Annotated in this window: 15 protein-coding genes; 9 read left to right on the top strand and 6 right to left on the bottom strand. The window is 66.8% G+C overall.

Annotated elements, in window-relative coordinates; all coding sequences use genetic code 11:
* Nucleotides 1-27 precede the first annotated feature (27 nt).
* Nucleotides 28-570 carry a carboxymuconolactone decarboxylase family protein gene (locus VMT65_RS00160; protein ID WP_326305777.1) on the top strand — a complete coding sequence of 181 codons (543 nt, stop codon included), beginning with the start codon at nt 28-30 and terminating at the stop codon, nt 568-570.
* Nucleotides 571-594: 24 nt separating this feature from the next.
* On the opposite strand, the gene VMT65_RS00155 is transcribed toward VMT65_RS00160, so the two are convergent.
* On the bottom strand, nt 595-1242 hold the full coding sequence (locus tag VMT65_RS00155) for a GNAT family N-acetyltransferase (protein ID WP_326305775.1): 648 nt from the start codon (nt 1240-1242) through the stop codon (nt 595-597).
* A gap of 221 nt (nt 1243-1463) precedes the next feature.
* On the opposite strand from VMT65_RS00155, the gene VMT65_RS00150 reads away from it, so the two are divergent.
* From VMT65_RS00150 to VMT65_RS00130, 5 genes are all read left to right on the top strand, one after another.
* Nucleotides 1464-2672 carry an RNA-guided endonuclease InsQ/TnpB family protein gene (locus VMT65_RS00150; RefSeq protein WP_326305773.1) on the top strand — a complete coding sequence of 403 codons (1209 nt, stop codon included), beginning with the start codon at nt 1464-1466 and terminating at the stop codon, nt 2670-2672.
* A gap of 155 nt (nt 2673-2827) precedes the next feature.
* On the top strand, nt 2828-3403 hold the full coding sequence (locus VMT65_RS00145; RefSeq protein WP_326305771.1) for a dihydrofolate reductase family protein: 576 nt from the start codon (nt 2828-2830) through the stop codon (nt 3401-3403).
* Nucleotides 3404-3418: 15 nt separating this feature from the next.
* Nucleotides 3419-3772 (top strand): YciI family protein, encoded by a 354-nt coding sequence (locus VMT65_RS00140; protein ID WP_326305769.1) that lies wholly within the window; start codon nt 3419-3421, stop codon nt 3770-3772.
* 70 nt (nt 3773-3842) lie between these two features.
* The gene (locus VMT65_RS00135) at nt 3843-5117 is read left to right on the top strand and encodes an RNA polymerase sigma factor (RefSeq protein WP_326305767.1); all 1275 of its coding nucleotides are present in this window, start codon (nt 3843-3845) and stop codon (nt 5115-5117) included.
* Nucleotides 5118-5291: 174 nt separating this feature from the next.
* On the top strand, nt 5292-5795 hold the full coding sequence (locus VMT65_RS00130) for a transglycosylase SLT domain-containing protein (RefSeq protein ID WP_326305765.1): 504 nt from the start codon (nt 5292-5294) through the stop codon (nt 5793-5795).
* Between the two features lie 18 nt (nt 5796-5813).
* Here VMT65_RS00130 and VMT65_RS00125 read toward each other — a convergent pair whose 3' ends face one another.
* Nucleotides 5814-6665, bottom strand: a complete 852-nt coding sequence (locus tag VMT65_RS00125) for an SDR family oxidoreductase (protein WP_326305763.1) — start codon at nt 6663-6665, stop codon at nt 5814-5816.
* 109 nt (nt 6666-6774) lie between these two features.
* Here VMT65_RS00125 and VMT65_RS00120 point away from each other — a divergent pair, with 109 nt between their 5' ends.
* Nucleotides 6775-7173, top strand: a complete 399-nt coding sequence (locus VMT65_RS00120; protein ID WP_326305761.1) for a winged helix-turn-helix transcriptional regulator — start codon at nt 6775-6777, stop codon at nt 7171-7173.
* Between the two features lie 58 nt (nt 7174-7231).
* Here the strand turns inward: VMT65_RS00120 and lpdA are convergent, their stop codons facing one another.
* The 3 genes from lpdA to VMT65_RS00105 all read right to left on the bottom strand — a co-directional run bounded on the left by lpdA (nt 7232) and on the right by VMT65_RS00105 (nt 10073).
* The gene (lpdA, locus tag VMT65_RS00115; RefSeq protein ID WP_326305760.1) at nt 7232-8635 is read right to left on the bottom strand and encodes a dihydrolipoyl dehydrogenase; all 1404 of its coding nucleotides are present in this window, start codon (nt 8633-8635) and stop codon (nt 7232-7234) included.
* Nucleotides 8636-8714: 79 nt separating this feature from the next.
* The gene (locus tag VMT65_RS00110; RefSeq protein WP_326305759.1) at nt 8715-9020 is read right to left on the bottom strand and encodes a nuclear transport factor 2 family protein; all 306 of its coding nucleotides are present in this window, start codon (nt 9018-9020) and stop codon (nt 8715-8717) included.
* A 51-nt stretch (nt 9021-9071) separates the two neighbouring features.
* The gene (locus VMT65_RS00105; protein ID WP_326305758.1) at nt 9072-10073 is read right to left on the bottom strand and encodes a dipeptidase; all 1002 of its coding nucleotides are present in this window, start codon (nt 10071-10073) and stop codon (nt 9072-9074) included.
* 115 nt (nt 10074-10188) lie between these two features.
* Between VMT65_RS00105 and VMT65_RS00100 the strand changes: the two genes are divergently transcribed.
* The gene (locus VMT65_RS00100; protein WP_326305757.1) at nt 10189-12240 is read left to right on the top strand and encodes a prolyl oligopeptidase family serine peptidase; all 2052 of its coding nucleotides are present in this window, start codon (nt 10189-10191) and stop codon (nt 12238-12240) included.
* 1 nt (nt 12241) lies between these two features.
* Here VMT65_RS00100 and VMT65_RS00095 read toward each other — a convergent pair whose 3' ends face one another.
* The gene (locus VMT65_RS00095; protein ID WP_326305756.1) at nt 12242-13561 is read right to left on the bottom strand and encodes an anaerobic C4-dicarboxylate transporter; all 1320 of its coding nucleotides are present in this window, start codon (nt 13559-13561) and stop codon (nt 12242-12244) included.
* Between VMT65_RS00095 and aspA the strand changes: the two genes are divergently transcribed.
* Complete coding sequence (gene aspA / locus VMT65_RS00090) at nt 13452-15593, top strand: aspartate ammonia-lyase (protein WP_442790147.1); 2142 nt, start codon at nt 13452-13454, stop codon at nt 15591-15593. The two genes, VMT65_RS00095 and aspA, sit on opposite strands and share 110 nt — an antisense overlap.
* Nucleotide 15594 lies beyond the last annotated feature (1 nt).

The following is a 15594-nucleotide window of genomic DNA, read 5'->3' as shown; positions in this document are numbered from 1 at the left end:
GACTGGGACAGGGTGTTGACTGGGGGGATGGTGTCGACGAAGCCACGAATCGCGCCGGGCCGGCTGCGGGAGCTGGGTCCGGTGAACTGGGTTGTCTGGCAGGCGCTTTCCCGCGCCGCGGGGACCGATGACGCGCATTTGTTCAGCACGCTGGGCCGGACCGGTGGGCTGTTCCGGGGGTGGCTGCACTTCTCGGGGCGGCTCATGCCGGGCGGCAAGCTGCCGCGCTACGAGTCCGAACTGGTCATCCTGCGGGTCGCGCACCTGCGGCAGTGCGAGTACGAGATGGACCATCACATCCGGCTGGGCCGCCGCGCGGGCGTCACCGCCGAGATCCTCGACCGCCTCCGCGAGGGCGGTCCGACCGCCGCCGGGTGGACCGACAAGGAACGCGCCCTGCTCACCGCCGTCGACCAACTGGTCACCACCCGCGACCTCGACGACGACACCTGGCAGCGCCTCGCCGCCCACTACGACGAACGCCGCCTGATCGAAATCGTCCTTCTCACAAACCAGTACGAGGGCCTGGCCAGCACCATCACCGCCCTCCGCATCCAAACCGACCACTAGCCCCGCCGTCGGCCGACCGGGAGGTCAGCGGCGCAGGCGGTAGACCGGTTGGGTGGCGGGCTCGGGGAGTTGGTGGGCGAGGGCCGGTTCGGCGGGGTGGGCGACGCGGGCGTGCAGGTGCATGTCGTGCCAGCCGTCGGCGTGCAGGCCCGCGCTGCGGTTGATGCCCTCGAGGACGAAGCCGGATTTGTGGGCGACCTTGCAGGACTGGGCATTGTGGACGGAGTGGCGGAGTTCGAGGCGGTGGAATCCGGCCACCTCGAAGGCCCACTCGACCAGGGCGTTCACCGCGTTCGGGGCGATGCCGCGGCCGCGCGCGGCGGGCACCACCCAGTAGGCGACCTCGGCCTCCCCGTGCCAGAGCTCCATGTGGTGCAGGGAGGCGCGCCCCACCAGCCGACCGGTACGACCGTCCGCGACAGCCCAATTCGCCGCCGTGCCGCTGTGCCAGGACCGCGCCCACGAGTCCACCCAGTCGCCCGCCTCCTCCACGGTGTCGGCGGTGCGCACGTGCCAGCGGCGAATGGCCGGATCCTGGAACGCCGCATACACCTCGGGCCCGTCGCGCCGCAGCCACGGGCGCAGCACCAGCCCGTCCCCGATCGAGAGCACCGGCTGCGCTGCCCGAGTGAAGGTTTCGGCGGCAACGATTGCCGGGGCTGCTCGCGGCATAGCTGGAATTCTGCCCGCGCACCGCCGCTCCGCGCGGCGAAATTGAGACCATCGTCCCGATCGGTCTGTGCCGCGCGCATTGTCCGCGCGGTCAAAGAACGCTCAGGGCCTGCGGTTTTCGATCAGAACGGTAGTGAAGGCTCACGTGGGAGGGCCGCCAGGCCCGAGCGTGCCCTGAACGCATCGAAGTGTCTGTCGGTAGGTGTCGATAGATTGCTCGGGTGCAGTTGCGTTACCAATACCGGGTGTATCCGACGCCGGGCCAGCAGGAGTCGCTGGCGCGGGCGTTCGGGTGTGCGCGGGTGGTGTTCAACGACGCACTTGCCGCACGGAAGGCCGCATTCACCGCGGATCGTTCCTATGTCTCCGATGCCGAGTTGTCGACGCGGCTTACCGCGGCCAAGACAACGCCGGAGCGGGCATGGTTGAGCGAGGTGTCGGCGGTGGTGTTACAGCAGGCGCTGACGGACCTGAACACCGCGTACCGCAACTTCTTTCAGTCCGTGACTGGTAAGCGCAAGGGCCCGAAGATGGCGCCGCCGCGGTTCCGGTCGCGTAAGGACAATCGGCAGTCGATCCGGTTCACCCGCAACGCACGCTTCGCGGTCACCGTCGGCGGAAAGCTGCGGCTTCCCAAGATCGGAGAGGTGAAGGTCGCCTGGTCGCGGGACCTGCCGTCGGAGCCGTCGTCGGTGACGGTGATCAAGGACGCGTCCGGGCGATATTTCGCGTCGTTCGTCGTAGAGGTCGACGACCAGCCGCTGCCCCAGGTCGATGCCGAAGTGGGTATCGACCTGGGTTTGACCACGTTCGCGGTCTTGTCGAACGGCAAGCGGATCGAGTCCCCGAAGTTTCTGCATCGGGCCGAGCGCAGACTCGCCCGCGCGCAGAGGAACCTTTCGCGTAAGCAGAAAGGCTCGAACAATCGCACCAAAGCCCGCGTGAAGGTGGCGAAGGCGCATGTGAAAGTTGCTGACACGCGCCGGGATTGGGCGCACAAGCACACCACGGCGATAGTTCGCGAAACCCAAACGATCTATGTCGAGGACTTGTGCGTGAAGGGCCTGGCCCGTACCCGGTTGGCGAAGTCGGTGCACGATGCCGGTTGGTCGATGTTCACCGGCATGCTGAAGGAAAAGGCAGCTCGATCCGGGCGGTACTTCGGGAAGGTGGACAGGTTTTATCCGTCGTCGCAGATCTGCGCGCCGTGTGGGCATCGGGACGGCCCCAAGCCGCTGTCGGTACGGGTCTGGACGTGTCCGGTTTGTGCTGCGGTGCTGGATCGTGATCTGAATGCTTCGAACAATGTTCTCGCCGCCGGACGGGCGGAGAGATTAAACGCCTGTCGAGGCCGGGTAAGTCCGGGGCTTGCCCCTGCACCGGCCGATGAAGCAGGAACCCACCGAAAGCGCCCGCCAGGGGGCTTGTAGGAATCCTCGGCCTTCAGACCGAGGAGGACGTCAATTCCAGGCGCTCGACCCCGAAATCGCTGAAGAATTTTTCCCGGGGTGTCGATTACGCCGCGCCCCGATCGAGGAGTAGGTGAGGACCAACCCGGTCCTGACACTCGACGGAAGGATTCGCCATGCGAAAGGTAGTCGCCTTCTCGCACATGACCCTCGACGGCTTCGCGGCCGCGCACACAGGTATGGGACTGGAATGGACGTTCCACGGCTACAGCCCGGACCTCGCCGCATTCCACGACGAGCACATCCGCGCCGATGTCGGCACCACCGTGTACGGCCGCAAGACCTTCGAGGGTATGCGCGACCATTGGTCCAGCGTCCCGGACAACCCGGACGCCAGCGCGCACGATCTCGAGCACGCCGCCTGGGTCACCGCGATCGACAAGCTGGTCTTCTCGACCACGCTCACCGACCCGCGCTGGAACAACACCCGCGTCATCGGCGCCGACGCCGCGGCCCGGGTCGCGGAGCTGAAGGCGGAAGACGGTGGCGCGCTGGTCATCTACGGCAGCCCGACCCTGGTGCACTGGTTCGCCGAGCAAGGATTCATCGACGAATACCGCATCGTCATCCACCCGGTGACGATCGGCGCGGGCACCCCGCTCTTCCGCGACAAGACCGCCCTGACCCTGAATCTGCTGGAGTCGAAAACCTTCGATTCCGGTGCCGTTTACGTCAACTACACCCTCGCCTGAGGAGAGGATCGAACAATGCGACACATGGTGCTGATTCGCCTGGACCCCGCGCAGGCCCCGGAGGGTCCCAGCGAGACGCTGATCAATGACATGAACGCCCTCATCGAGGAGATGACCAAGGCCGGCGTCCTGCTGGACACCGCGGGTCTGGGCATCGACGAGACCGTGCGCATCCGGCAGACCGGCGGCACGCAGACCGTCCACGACGGCCCGTTCACCGAGTCCAAGGAGATCATCGGCGGCTACTGTCTCCTGCAGACCCGGTCGACGGAGGAGGCGGTGGAATGGGCGAGCCGATTCCTGCGCGTCCACGGCCCGGAGTGGAACGTCGAGGTCGAGGTGCGGAAGGTCGAGGGCGGCCAGAGCTGAAGCCGCCACCGGCCCAAGGAGTTCACGCGCCGCGAACGGTCGGCGCGTGAACTCCGGCGACGGCGCTCCCGTGCCAGGGGCAGAGCGGGCGCGGCGGGCGGTGGAGGCAGCCTGGCGGATCGAGTGGCCCAGGCTCGTCGCCGGGCTGACCCGGCTGGTCGGGGATATCGCGACCGCCGAAGAACTGGCGCAGGACGCTCTAGTCGCGGCCTTGGAACAGTGGCCGCGCGACGGTGTACCGCCCAATCCCGGCGGCTGGCTCATGCTGACGGCGAAACACCGTGCGGTGGACCGGATTCGGCGGGACGTGAACTTCGCACGCAAACTGGAGCTGCTCGGCAGGGAGACGCTCACCGCCGAGCAGTCCGGCGATGATCCGGCTCATCTGGTCGCCGATGAGGCGGAGCCGGCCATCGCCGACGACCTGCTGCGCATGATCTTCACGGCCTGCCATCCGGTGCTGTCGCCACCGGCGCGGGCAGCGCTCACCTTGCGCATGGTGGGCGGGTTGACCACGACCGAGATCGCACGGGCCTATCTGGTTCCGGAATCGACTGTCGCGCAACGCATCGTGCGGGCCAAACGGGCGATCGCGGCGAAGCGGATCCCCTACGAGGTGCCCGAGGGTGCCGAGTTGACCGCGCGCCTGGATTCCGTGCTCGAAGTCATCTATCTGATTTTCAACGAGGGATACACGGCCACCGCCGGAGACCGCTGGGTGCGCGCCGAATTGTGCGAGGAAGCCCTGCGATTGGCGCGAATTCTGACCGGCCTGCTGCCCGAGGAACCCGAGGCGCACGGGCTGGCGGCCCTGCTCGAGCTGCAGGCCTCACGCCTGCGTGCCCGCAGTGATTCCGGCAGCGGGCTGGTGCTGCTGCCGGATCAGGACCGCTCCCGTTGGAATCGGCTCTACATCAGCCGCGGCTTCGCGGCCCTGGCCCGGGCGCACACGGTGAGCCGGACCCGCGACCGAGAGCCCGGACGCTACGCGCTGCAGGCCGCCATCGCGGCCGTGCACGCAATGGCCCTGACCGCCGAAGACACCGATTGGCGACGCATCGCCGGGCTGTACGCGATACTCGCGCAACGGTTTCCGTCGCCGGTCGTGGAGTTGAACCGAGCCGTGGCGGTAACAATGGTGCACGGGCCCGCCGCCGGGCTGGAGTTGATCGACGCGATCGCCGAGAGCGGCGCGCTGACGGAATACCACCTGCTGCACGCGGTGCGCGGGGACCTGCTGGCGCGACTGGGCCGAGCGGCCGAGGCGCAGGCGGCCTTCCGGCGGGCGGCCGAGCTGACGGCCAATGAGACCGAGCGCGAATTGCTGCTCGGCCGCGCGCGCTAATCCCGGCAATTCGCCCCGGGCGGACATTTTCCGGCGTGTTGATCTACGGCGTGTCGATCCTGCTCGTGAACTGAAAGGTCGTAATGTCAGTTCGTCTGAAAACAGATTGGTCTGATTTTTCGTGCTTGCTGTGACCGTCGGTGTTACGGGGGACGAACACGGAAGGACCAGGCGTTGCCCGCTTTTCCAGACTCCAAGAAGCCGCCGCTGCGAGCCGCCCTCCTGGGACTGCTCGTGGCCGCCATCGCCCCGCTGACCGTCGCGACCGGTAGCGCCGACGCGCGCACCGATATCGCGAACCCGATCGCCGATGCGGCCTCGATCGGGGTTGCGCTGCCGGTGAATCCGTCCGAGCTGATCGAGTTGATCGGCACGGCCCAGCGCTACACCAAGCCCGCGTTGCAGACCGTGGCCCGCTTCATCGTGCCCGGCGACCAGTGGGATTCGTTCAACCAGATCATCACCCACGAGAGCAACTGGGAAGTGTTCGCCATCAACCCGACCTCCGGCGCCTACGGCCTGGCCCAGGCCCTCCCCGCGCACAAGATGTTCAGCGAGGGCCCGGACTGGATGTTCAACCCGCTCACCCAACTGCGCTGGGCCTACCGCTACATGGTGCAGCGCTACGGCAGCCCCAATGCCGCCTGGGATTTCTGGCAGGCCCACAACTGGTACTAGGGGCCTGCCGATCAATCCTCAGCGCAGCGCGGCCCGGAAGACCTCGGCCACCGGGGTGGACGGGCGGCCGAGCAGGCGCTGCAGGTCGCCGGAGTCGACGGCCAGGATGCCGTTCGCGATGCCCGCGTCGGCATCGGCCAGGGCGGCGGCGTAGCCCGCGTCCAGGCCCGCGCCCTGCAGCGCCGCGGCGTAGTCCTCCTGCGGCAGGTCCTGGTAGCGCACCGGCTTGCCCGAAACCTCCGAAAGCACCTGCGCCAGTTCGGCATAGGTGAGGGTCTCGTCGCCGCCGAGCTCGTAGACCTTGCCCTCGTGGCCGTCGGTGGTGAGCACGCGGGCGGCCGCCTCGGCGTAGTCGACGCGGGAGGCTCCGGACACCTTGCCGTCGCGGGCCGCGCCGTAGAGCGTGCCGGTCTCGACCGCGTGGGCCAGGCCGCCGATGTAGTTCTCCCAGTACCAGCTGTTGCGCAGCAGCACGGTCGGGATGCTCGCCTCGGCCAGCACGGCCTCGGTGCCGATGTGCTCCTGGGCCAGGATCAGCGGATTGACGTCGGCCTTGGGAATGCTGGTGTAGGCCAACAACTGCACGCCCGCCCGCTCGGCGGCGCGAATCACATTGGTGTGCTGGGCAACCCGCTTGGCGAACTCGTTGCCGGAAACCAGCAGCACGCGATCGACACCCTGGAACGCCCGCTCCAGCGCCTCCGGATCGTCATAGCTCGCCACCCGGACCTCGGCGCCGCGCTCGGCCAGATCGGCCACCTTGGCGGGATCGCGCACCACCGCCACCACGGGCTGCGATCCGTCCTTCAACAGTGCCTCGACGACCAGACGGCCCAGCTGCCCGCTTGCTCCGGTGACTGCGACGGTCATGTCTACCTCCAGGTATCAGGGAATGAACTGCACTCTCGTGATGTACTAACCAATAGTAAGCACATACCATTCCCAAACCGCTACCCGAATGACAGGTAATCTGAATCCCATGACCACCCGGCGTCCCGACCAGGCGTTTGCGGTCGACCCCACGCTGGAGGCCGACGTTTTCGCCCGCAACTGTTCCTCGCGCCCCGTCCTCCAGGACGTCGCCAGCCGCTGGGGCGTGCTCGCGCTGGCCGCCCTCCGCGAGGGCCCCTACCGCTTCTCGGCGCTGCGCCGCCGCGTGGACGGCATCTCCGAGCGCATGCTCTCGCAAACCCTGCAGACCCTGGAACGCGACGGCATGATCAATCGCGAAGTCCAGCAGTCCATCCCCCCGGTCGTCGAATACACCCTCACCGACCTCGGCGCGCAGGTGGCCGACAAGCTCATCGGCCTGATCGAGATCCTCGAATCCAATATCGACGCCATCACCGCCGCCCAAGACGCCTACCACCGCGAGTAGGACATGAAAATGGCCCGGTACCAGCGGTTTACGCCGGTACCGGGCCTTCGTTCGAAGATCAGAAGTTGATCATATGGCCGGCGAGGCCGTGGATCGCTTCCTGGATCGCTTCCGACAGGGTCGGGTGGGTGTGGACGTTGCGCGCCACCTCGTTGACCGTGAGGTCCCACTTCTGGGCCAGGGTCAGTTCGGGCAGCAGCTCGGAGACGTCCGGGCCGATCATGTGGCCGCCCAGCAGTTCTCCGTACTTGGCGTCGGAGATGAGCTTGACGAAGCCCTGCGCGTCGCCGAGGCCGTGCGCCTTGCCGTTCGCGGTGAACGGGAAGTTCGCGACCTTGACGTCGTAGCCCTCGGCGCGGGCCTGCTCCTCGGTCAGACCGAAGGAGGCGACCTGCGGCTGGCAGAAGGTGGCGCGCGGCATCATGCGGTAGTCGCCCAGCGACTGGGTCTCGGCACCGGCGATGGTCTCGGCGGCGACCACGCCCTGCGCCTCGGCGACGTGCGCGAGCTGCAGCTTGGCGGTGACGTCACCGATGGCGTAGATGCCGGGCACATTGGTGCGCATGTACTCGTCGATGGCGATGGCGCCGCGGTCGGTGAGCTGCACGCCGGTGGCCTCGAGGCCGTAACCCTTGACGCGCGGCGCGAAACCGACGGCCTGCAGCACCTTGTCGACGGTGACGGTCTCGACCGCACCGGACTTGTTGTCCTTGATCGAGACGGTGACCTTGGACCCGTCGTCCTCGATGGACTGCACGGCCGCACCGGTGGTGATGGTGATGCCGAGCTTCTTGTACGCCTTGGTGATCTCCTTGGAGACGTCGGCGTCCTCGTTCGGCAGTGCGCGGTCGAGGAATTCGACGATGCGCACGTCCACGCCGTAGTTCTTGAGGACGTAGCCGAACTCCATGCCGATGGCGCCCGCGCCCACGATGAGGATCGAGCCCGGCAGGTCGCGGGTGAGGATCTGCTCTTCGTAGGTGACCACATTGGTGGAGAGCGAGGTGCCCGGCAGCAGCTTGGTCTCGGTGCCCGCGGCGATGATCACGTTGTCGAACGTGATGTCCTCGGTGCCGCCCTTGGTCAGCTCGACCGACAGCGACTTGGGACCGGTGAAGGTGCCCTTCCCGTCGAACTCGTCGATCTTGTTCTTCTTCATCAGGAAGTGAACGCCCTTGACCCGGCCGTCCGCGACCTTGCGGCTGCGGTCGAACGCCGCGCCGAAGTCGAAGGTCGCGTTACCCGAGATACCGAAGGTCTTCGCTTCCTTGGTGAAGATATGGGCCAGCTCCGCATTGCGCAGCAGTGCCTTGGACGGGATGCAGCCCACGTTCAGGCACACGCCACCCCAGTATTTCTGCTCGACGATCGCTGTTCGCAGGCCGAGTTGAGCGGCGCGAATCGCGGCGACATAACCGCCGGGACCAGCGCCGAGAACGACGACATCGTAGTGGGAAGTCACGCCCCCGAGAGTAGACCTGTCGCCGGTCGCTCACTGCGCCATCCCCCGCCCGGGTGAGACGCGGAACACGTGAGACGGCTCACGCCTGGCCGGTTTCGAAGCGACTGATCAGTCCGTCACGCACGGTGAACCGCCACGCCGTGCGCATGGCACCCCAGCGGTCGTTCGAATATTCCGCCACGAATTCGGTCGGGCTGGCGACGGATTCGAGCTTCATGCGGCCATTGGTCGCGAAGATCTCCGAATCGGTCCACTGGGCCAGATTCCGCTCCTGGCCGTCGTCGGTCATGGAGGCGTCGGCGGTCAGGGTCTGGAAGAAGGCCGCGGAATCGCCAGCGTTCACGGCGTCGACGAACTTGCGCACGGTCGGATCGAGTTCTGTCATCGCACATCCCTCTCGGTCGGCGAGCACTGATCGAGCAACCTCGTGGCGAGTCTAATCCCGCCACACGGCACGGGCCACGCGCGCGAAGTTGCCGCCGAAGACCGCCGCGCGATCCGCCGCGGAGAAGCCGCGCGCGGCCAGCACCTCGTCCAGACCCGGCACGCCCGAGACACCGAGCAGGTCTTCCGGTGGCACCCATTGCAATTGGCCGTAGCGGGTGTACTCCTCGGAGTAGCTCTCCGGGTTCTTGGCCAGTTCCGCATTGAAATCGTCTGCGTCGAAGGAGTAATCGGAACCGACGCCGATGTGCTCAATACCAACCAGTTCCGCGCCATAGGCGATGTGGTCGGCCATGGCCTCGATCCGTCCGCCCCGGTCGGCGGGTTCATTGTGGCCCAGGAAGATTCCGACGCCGTTGATGCCGATCACGCCGCCGGTGGCGGCACACGCCTTGGCCTGATCGTCGCCGATATTGCGCGGATGTGCCCACAGCGCGGCGAAATTGGAGTGACTGTAGATCATCGGAACGTCGCTGATCTCGGCTATATCGAGACCGGTCCGCCGTGAACAGTGCGATCCATCGGCGAACACCCCGACCTCGTTGAGCTTCCGGATCAAATCCCGCCCGTATGCGGTCAGCCCGGAGTCCGCGCTGTCGAGACACCCGCACCCCGCCGCATTGGCGTGGTTGTAGGTCGGCAACAGCGAGCGCAGCCCCAGTTCATAGAACAACTCGACATTGTCCAGATCCCCCTCCAACGGCCCGGCGTCCTCGAGGTCGAAGGCGAGCGCGAGCGTCGAATCGGTCTCCGCCGACGGCACCTCCGGCCACGCGTCCTCGATGCTGTGCACCAACCGAAACCGCCCGTCCGTCAAGGCATCCCGCCGGAACTGCGTGACCAACTCCAACGATTCCCGCGTGCTTTGCGGTGAATATCCGATATTCACCGAGAGGTACGAGCCCGACGGATACCGGGTCAACTCCAATAGGTCCGCGGTCGGAAGCAGCGGCAGACAGCAGTGCTGTTCCCACAGCCGGAACCCATGCGACACGCCGAGACCTCCTGGATCGGACCGATATCGAAACCGCAATCCTACTGACCGGCCGTCATGTCGCCCGGCAACACGTTCGCGACCGGCGAACACCGGGCTGGGCAACAATGAGGGGATGAGCGGTGTTGGAGAGGGCGTGACGGATCCGTACCTGTGGCTGGAAGAGGTCGAGAGCGAGCGCGCCCTGGAGTGGGCGCAGGAGCGCAATGCGATCGCCAAGCGGAGATTCGCGTCCTCGGAGCGCTTCGGCGAACTCGAGGCGCGGGTGCTGGCCATGCTCGACACCGACACCCGCATCGCCTATCCGGGACGCCGCGGACCGTGGCTGTACAACTACTGGCGCGATCGCGAGCACCCGAAGGGCCTGTGGCGGCGCACCACCTTCGCCGAGTACGCCAAGGACGATCCGGACTGGGAGATCCTCATCGATCTGGACGCCCTGGCCGCGGCCGAGGACGAGAACTGGGTGTGGGGCAGCGCGGCCGTCCTGCGCCCGGCGCAGCGCCGCGCGCTGATCAGCCTGTCCCGCGGCGGCGCGGACGCCAAGGTGGTGCGCGAATTCGATATCGAGACAAAGACTTTCCTCGCACCCGAGGACGGTGGCTTCTACCTACCCGAGGCCAAGTCCGATTTCGCGTGGATCGACGACGACACCCTGTACGTGGGCACGGATTTCGGTCCCGGCTCGCTCACCGATTCCGGCTACCCCCGCGTGGTGAAGCGCTGGCGGCGCGGAACCCCGCTGGCGGCGGCGGAATTCGTCTACGAGGGTGCGACCACCGATGTGGCCGTCTCGGCGGGCTACGACCGCACGCCCGGCTACGAACGACACTTCCTGGGCCGGGCCACCGACTTCTTCAACGAAGAGGTCTACCTGCTCGAGTCCGACGGCACCCTGCGCTTCATCGACGTCCCCAGCGACGCGTCCGAATCCTGGTACAAGCAATGGCTGCTGGTGCGGCTGAAGTCCCCGTGGGAGGTGCACGGCACCACCTACCCCGCCGGTACGCTGCTGGCCACGAACTTCGAGGAATTCCTCTCCGGCGCACGCGATTTCGAGGTCCTGTTCACCCCCGACGCGCACACCGCGCTGCACGGCTACGGCTGGACCGAGAACCATCTGCTGCTGATCACCCTGCGCGACGTCCAGACCGATCTGCACGTGCTCACCCCCGGCCCCGACGGCTGGACCCGGGAGCCGCTGGCCGACACCCCGCGCATGGCCACCACCAGCGTCATGAATCTGGACCGCCTCGAGGGCGGCGACGAATTCATGCTCTCCACCAGTGGTTTCACCCGCCCCACCACCCTGATGTCGGGTTCGGTCGGCGGTCCCATCGAGGTGCTGAAGCAGGAGCCGGAGTTCTTCGACGCCGACGGCATCGAGACCGAGCAGTTCTTCGCCACCTCCGACGACGGCACCCAGGTCCCGTATTTCGTGATCCGCCACCGGGATCGGCGCGGCACCCCGGGCCCGACGGTCATGTCCGGCTACGGCGGCTTCGAAGTCTCGCGCACGCCGGGCTATTTCGGCGCGGTCGGCATGGGCTGGCTGGAACGCGGCGGCACCTACGTCCTGACCAATATCCGCGGCGGCGGCGAATACGGCCCCGAATGGCACACCTCGGTTCTGAAGGCCAACCGGCACAAGGCCTTCGAGGATTTCGCCGCCATCGCCCGGGACGTGGTGGCGCGCGGCATCACCACCCCCGGGCAGTTGGGCGCGGTGGGCGGCAGCAATGGCGGCCTGCTCATGGGCGTCATGCTGACCCGCTACCCGGAGTTGTTCGGGGCCATCGTGTGCCAGGTGCCGCTGCTGGACATGAAGCGCTATCACCTGCTGTTGGCGGGTGCGTCCTGGATCGCCGAATACGGTGACCCGGACAAGCCGGAAGAGTGGGAGTACCTGTCGAAGTACTCGCCGTACCAGAACACCAGCGCCGACCGGCGCTACCCGCCGATCCTGCTCACCACCTCCACCCGCGACGACCGCGTGCATCCGGGTCACGCGCGAAAGATGGCCGCGCTCTTGGAATCCGAGGGTCACGACGTCTGGTACTACGAGAACATCGAGGGCGGGCACGGCGGCGCGGCCGACAACAAGCAGTCCGCCTTCCAGGCCGCGCTCATCTACGAGTTCTTCGCCCAACAGCTCGCACTGGGCTGACTCAGCCGATGATCGCCGCCAACCCGTAGCCGATGGCGATGGAGGCGACGAGGGTGACCAGACCGGGACGCATGAACGAATGGTTGAGCACGTACTTGCCGAAGTGCGTGGTCCCGCTCTGGTCGAAGTTCACCGCCGCGATGCTGGTCGGATAGACCGGCAGGATGAACAGCGCGGCCACCGCGGGCAGCATGGCCACCAGCTGCGCCGAGGGAATGCCCAGGGCCATGCCCAGCGGCATCATCGTCTTGGTGGTCGCGGCCTGACTCAGGATCAGCGCCGCGACCACGGTCACGATAATGGCGAAGGTCCACGGGTAGTCCTTGGCGACGGTGCCGAGCTTGTCGACGATCAGCGTCTTGTTGGCCTCGACGAAAGAGTCACCGAGCCAGGCCAATCCGAACACGCCGACCAGCGCGACCAGACCGGCCTTGGCGACCGGCGTGCCCGGCACCCGGGCGGCGTCGACCTTGCACAACACCATGATCACCGCCGCGGTCGCGAGCATGAGCACCTCGATGGCGTACGGCATGGCCAACGCGTCGACCTTGCCGTCCGCACCGTGCACGTCCGGCCGCAGGCTCGGGAACGCGCCGGAGATCACGATGGCGAGCACGCCGAGCAGGAAGATGCCCGCCGACCAGGAGGCGCGCGGCGGCAGCGGCGCCCGGTCGGCATGGCTCGGGTCGATGGGCGGGATCTCACCGGCCGCCAGTCGCCGCTGATATTCCGGATCGTCGTCGAGATCCTTGCCGAGCCGGAGCACCGAGAGCGCGCCGACCATGGACCCGATGAGCGTGGACGGCACGGTGATGGCCAGGATCTTGACGATGGACCAGCCGTCGGGCCCGAAGATCACCACCGAGGCGGCCGTGGACGCCGAGACCGGGCTGGCCACGATGGCGATCTGATTGGCGATGGTGGCAATGGAAATCGGCCGCTCCGGCCGGATTCCGCCCTCCCGGGCCACCTCGTGGATGACCGGCAGCAGCGGATAGAGCAGGTGCCCGGTGCCCGCGCCGACGGTGAAGGCGTAGGTGACCAGGGGCGCGACGAAGGTGATCCGCTTGGGATTGCTGCGAATTATCCGTTCGGCGATCCGGACCATGTAGTCGACGCCGCCCGCGGCCTCCATGGTCGCCGCGGCCACCACCACCGACAGAATGATCAGCAGCACGTCGACCGGCGGCACGGTCGGCTCGACCCCGAAGATGGTCGCCAGCGCGAAGACGCCGATACCACCCCACACACCGAGGCCGATGCCGCCGACCCGGGATCCGATCATGATGATCGCCAGCATGACGGCGAGTTCGAGCAGCATCTTGACCATCGTCGACCCGCCTGTTCGGCTAGTAGTTGGTGGTGCCCCGGCATGCTGTTATCGCGTCGCTCTTGAAAGATATCCGGACTATTCGGAAAGATTGCGATTTGTTTGCCAGTTTCGGTTGCAGGAAAACAAATGCCGCCCTTCCGGACGAGGAGTCGACGTGGGCCAACTGGACGAGCTGATCAAGAGCACCGCCGCCGCTACGGGTCTCGATCCGGACGATGTCCGAGCCTTCACCGCGGTCGCCGAGCGCCGGGAGTACCCACCGGGCGCGATCCTGTTCCACGAATCCACGCCCCGGGAATGGGTGGGCATCGTGGTCGAGGGCGAGGTCAAGATCAGCACCGGGCTCACCGGTCACGAGACCGAACTGGCCCGGCTCGGGCCCGGCAGCATGGTCTCGGAAATCGCGTTGGTGGACGATGCTCCGCACACCGCCACCGGCCACGCCCCGAAGGGCGCGACGGTGCTGACGGTGCCCACCGCCACCCTGCGCGCACTGGCCGACACGCATCCGGATCGCTACTACCGCATGGTTTCTCGCGTCGCGCAGTTGGTCGCCCACCGCATGCGCAGCGTGTCCGAGCAGCTGTCGGCGGCCATCGCGGCACAGCAGCAGTTGGGCGGCATTCGCACCGAACACGATTCGCTGGGCACCCGGGAGCTGCCCGCCGAGGCCTACTACGGCGTGCAGACCCTGCGCGCGACCGAGAACTTCCAGATCTCGGGCATCAAGTTGCGCAAGTTCGGGCACCTGGTGCACGCGCTGGCGTACGTGAAAAAGGCCGCCGCACTGGCGAATCTGGAGCTGGGGTCCATCACCCAGGAGAAGGCCGACGCCATCGTGCGCGCCTGCGACGAGATCATGGAGGGCAAGCTCCGCGAGGACTTCGTGGTCGACATGGTGCAGGGCGGCGCGGGCACCTCGACCAATATGAACGCCAACGAGGTCATCGCCAATCGCGGCCTCGAGCTCCTGGGTCATCAGAAGGGCGAATACCAGTACCTGCACCCCAATGACGACGTGAACTGCTCGCAGTCCACCAATGACGTCTACCCCACCTCGGTGAAGCTCGGCGTCTACCTGTCGCTGCAGGATGCGATCGCCGCGCTCGAGGAGCTGCGAAATGCCCTGAAGGCCAAGGCCGTCGAGTTCAACGACGTGATCAAGATGGGCCGCACCCAGCTGCAGGACGCGGTGCCCATGACCCTGGGCCAGGAGTTCGGCGCGTACGCGGTCATGATCGGCGAGGCCGTCGCGCATCTGCGGCGCATCAGCCAGGACCTGCTGGCCATGAACATGGGCGCGACCGCCATCGGCACCGGCATCACCAGCCCGCCCGGCTACGCCGAACTGGTCACCGCCAAGCTCGCCGAGGTCACCGGTCTGCCCATCTGCCAGGCCGAGAATCTGGTCGAGGCGACCCAGGACTCCGGCGATTTCGTGGCGGTCTCGGCCACCCTCAAACGCGCCGCGGTGCAGCTGTCGAAGATCTGCAACGACCTGCGCCTGTTGTCCTCCGGTCCGCGCGCGGGACTGGGCGAGATCAATCTGCCCGCCATGCAACCGGGTTCGTCGATCATGCCGGGCAAGGTGAATCCGGTCATCCCGGAAGTGGTGTCGCAGGTCTGTTTTCAGCTCATCGGCTACGACATGACCGTCACCATGGCGGCGGAGGCCAGTCAGCTCGAGCTCAATATGGCCGAACCGGTCATGGCCTACGACCTCATGATGGGCACCATGATGCTGCGCAATGCGGCCATCACGCTGACCAGCCGCTGCATCACCGGTATCACCGCCAACCGCGAGCATTGCCGGGATCTGGTGAACCACAGCATCGGTCTGGTCACCGCGCTGGTGCCCAAGCTCGGCTACGAGCAGTCGGCGGCCATCGCCAAGAAGGCGCTCAAGACCGGCGAGAGCGTCTACGACCTGGTGCTGCAGGACAGTTCGCTGACCAAGGACGAACTCGACGAGCTACTCAGCCCCGAGAAGATGACCGCCCCGCGCTCCCGCCTGCTCTGAG

This window comes from Nocardia sp. CDC153 (genome assembly GCF_035818515.1).
In the GTDB taxonomy this organism is placed as follows: Bacteria; Actinomycetota; Actinomycetes; order Mycobacteriales; family Mycobacteriaceae; genus Nocardia.
The sequence above is the reverse complement of the archived record's forward strand: the minus strand, read 5'-3'. Positions and strand labels throughout refer to the sequence as shown.

What these genes read in the sequence shown, in the direction of transcription:
- VMT65_RS00160 (WP_326305777.1), top strand. Translation starts at nt 28, where the DNA reads ATGGTGTCGACGAAGCCACGAATCGCGCCGGGCCGGCTGCGGGAGCTG.
- VMT65_RS00155 (WP_326305775.1), bottom strand. Translation starts at nt 1,242, where the DNA reads ATGCCGCGAGCAGCCCCGGCAATCGTTGCCGCCGAAACCTTCACTCGG.
- VMT65_RS00145 (WP_326305771.1), top strand. Translation starts at nt 2,828, where the DNA reads ATGCGAAAGGTAGTCGCCTTCTCGCACATGACCCTCGACGGCTTCGCG.
- VMT65_RS00140 (WP_326305769.1), top strand. Translation starts at nt 3,419, where the DNA reads ATGCGACACATGGTGCTGATTCGCCTGGACCCCGCGCAGGCCCCGGAG.
- VMT65_RS00125 (WP_326305763.1), bottom strand. Translation starts at nt 6,665, where the DNA reads ATGACCGTCGCAGTCACCGGAGCAAGCGGGCAGCTGGGCCGTCTGGTC.
- VMT65_RS00120 (WP_326305761.1), top strand. Translation starts at nt 6,775, where the DNA reads ATGACCACCCGGCGTCCCGACCAGGCGTTTGCGGTCGACCCCACGCTG.
- VMT65_RS00110 (WP_326305759.1), bottom strand. Translation starts at nt 9,020, where the DNA reads ATGACAGAACTCGATCCGACCGTGCGCAAGTTCGTCGACGCCGTGAAC.
- VMT65_RS00100 (WP_326305757.1), top strand. Translation starts at nt 10,189, where the DNA reads ATGAGCGGTGTTGGAGAGGGCGTGACGGATCCGTACCTGTGGCTGGAA.
- aspA (WP_442790147.1), top strand. Translation starts at nt 13,452, where the DNA reads ATGGTCGCCAGCGCGAAGACGCCGATACCACCCCACACACCGAGGCCG.
- VMT65_RS00095 (WP_326305756.1), bottom strand. Translation starts at nt 13,561, where the DNA reads ATGCTGCTCGAACTCGCCGTCATGCTGGCGATCATCATGATCGGATCC.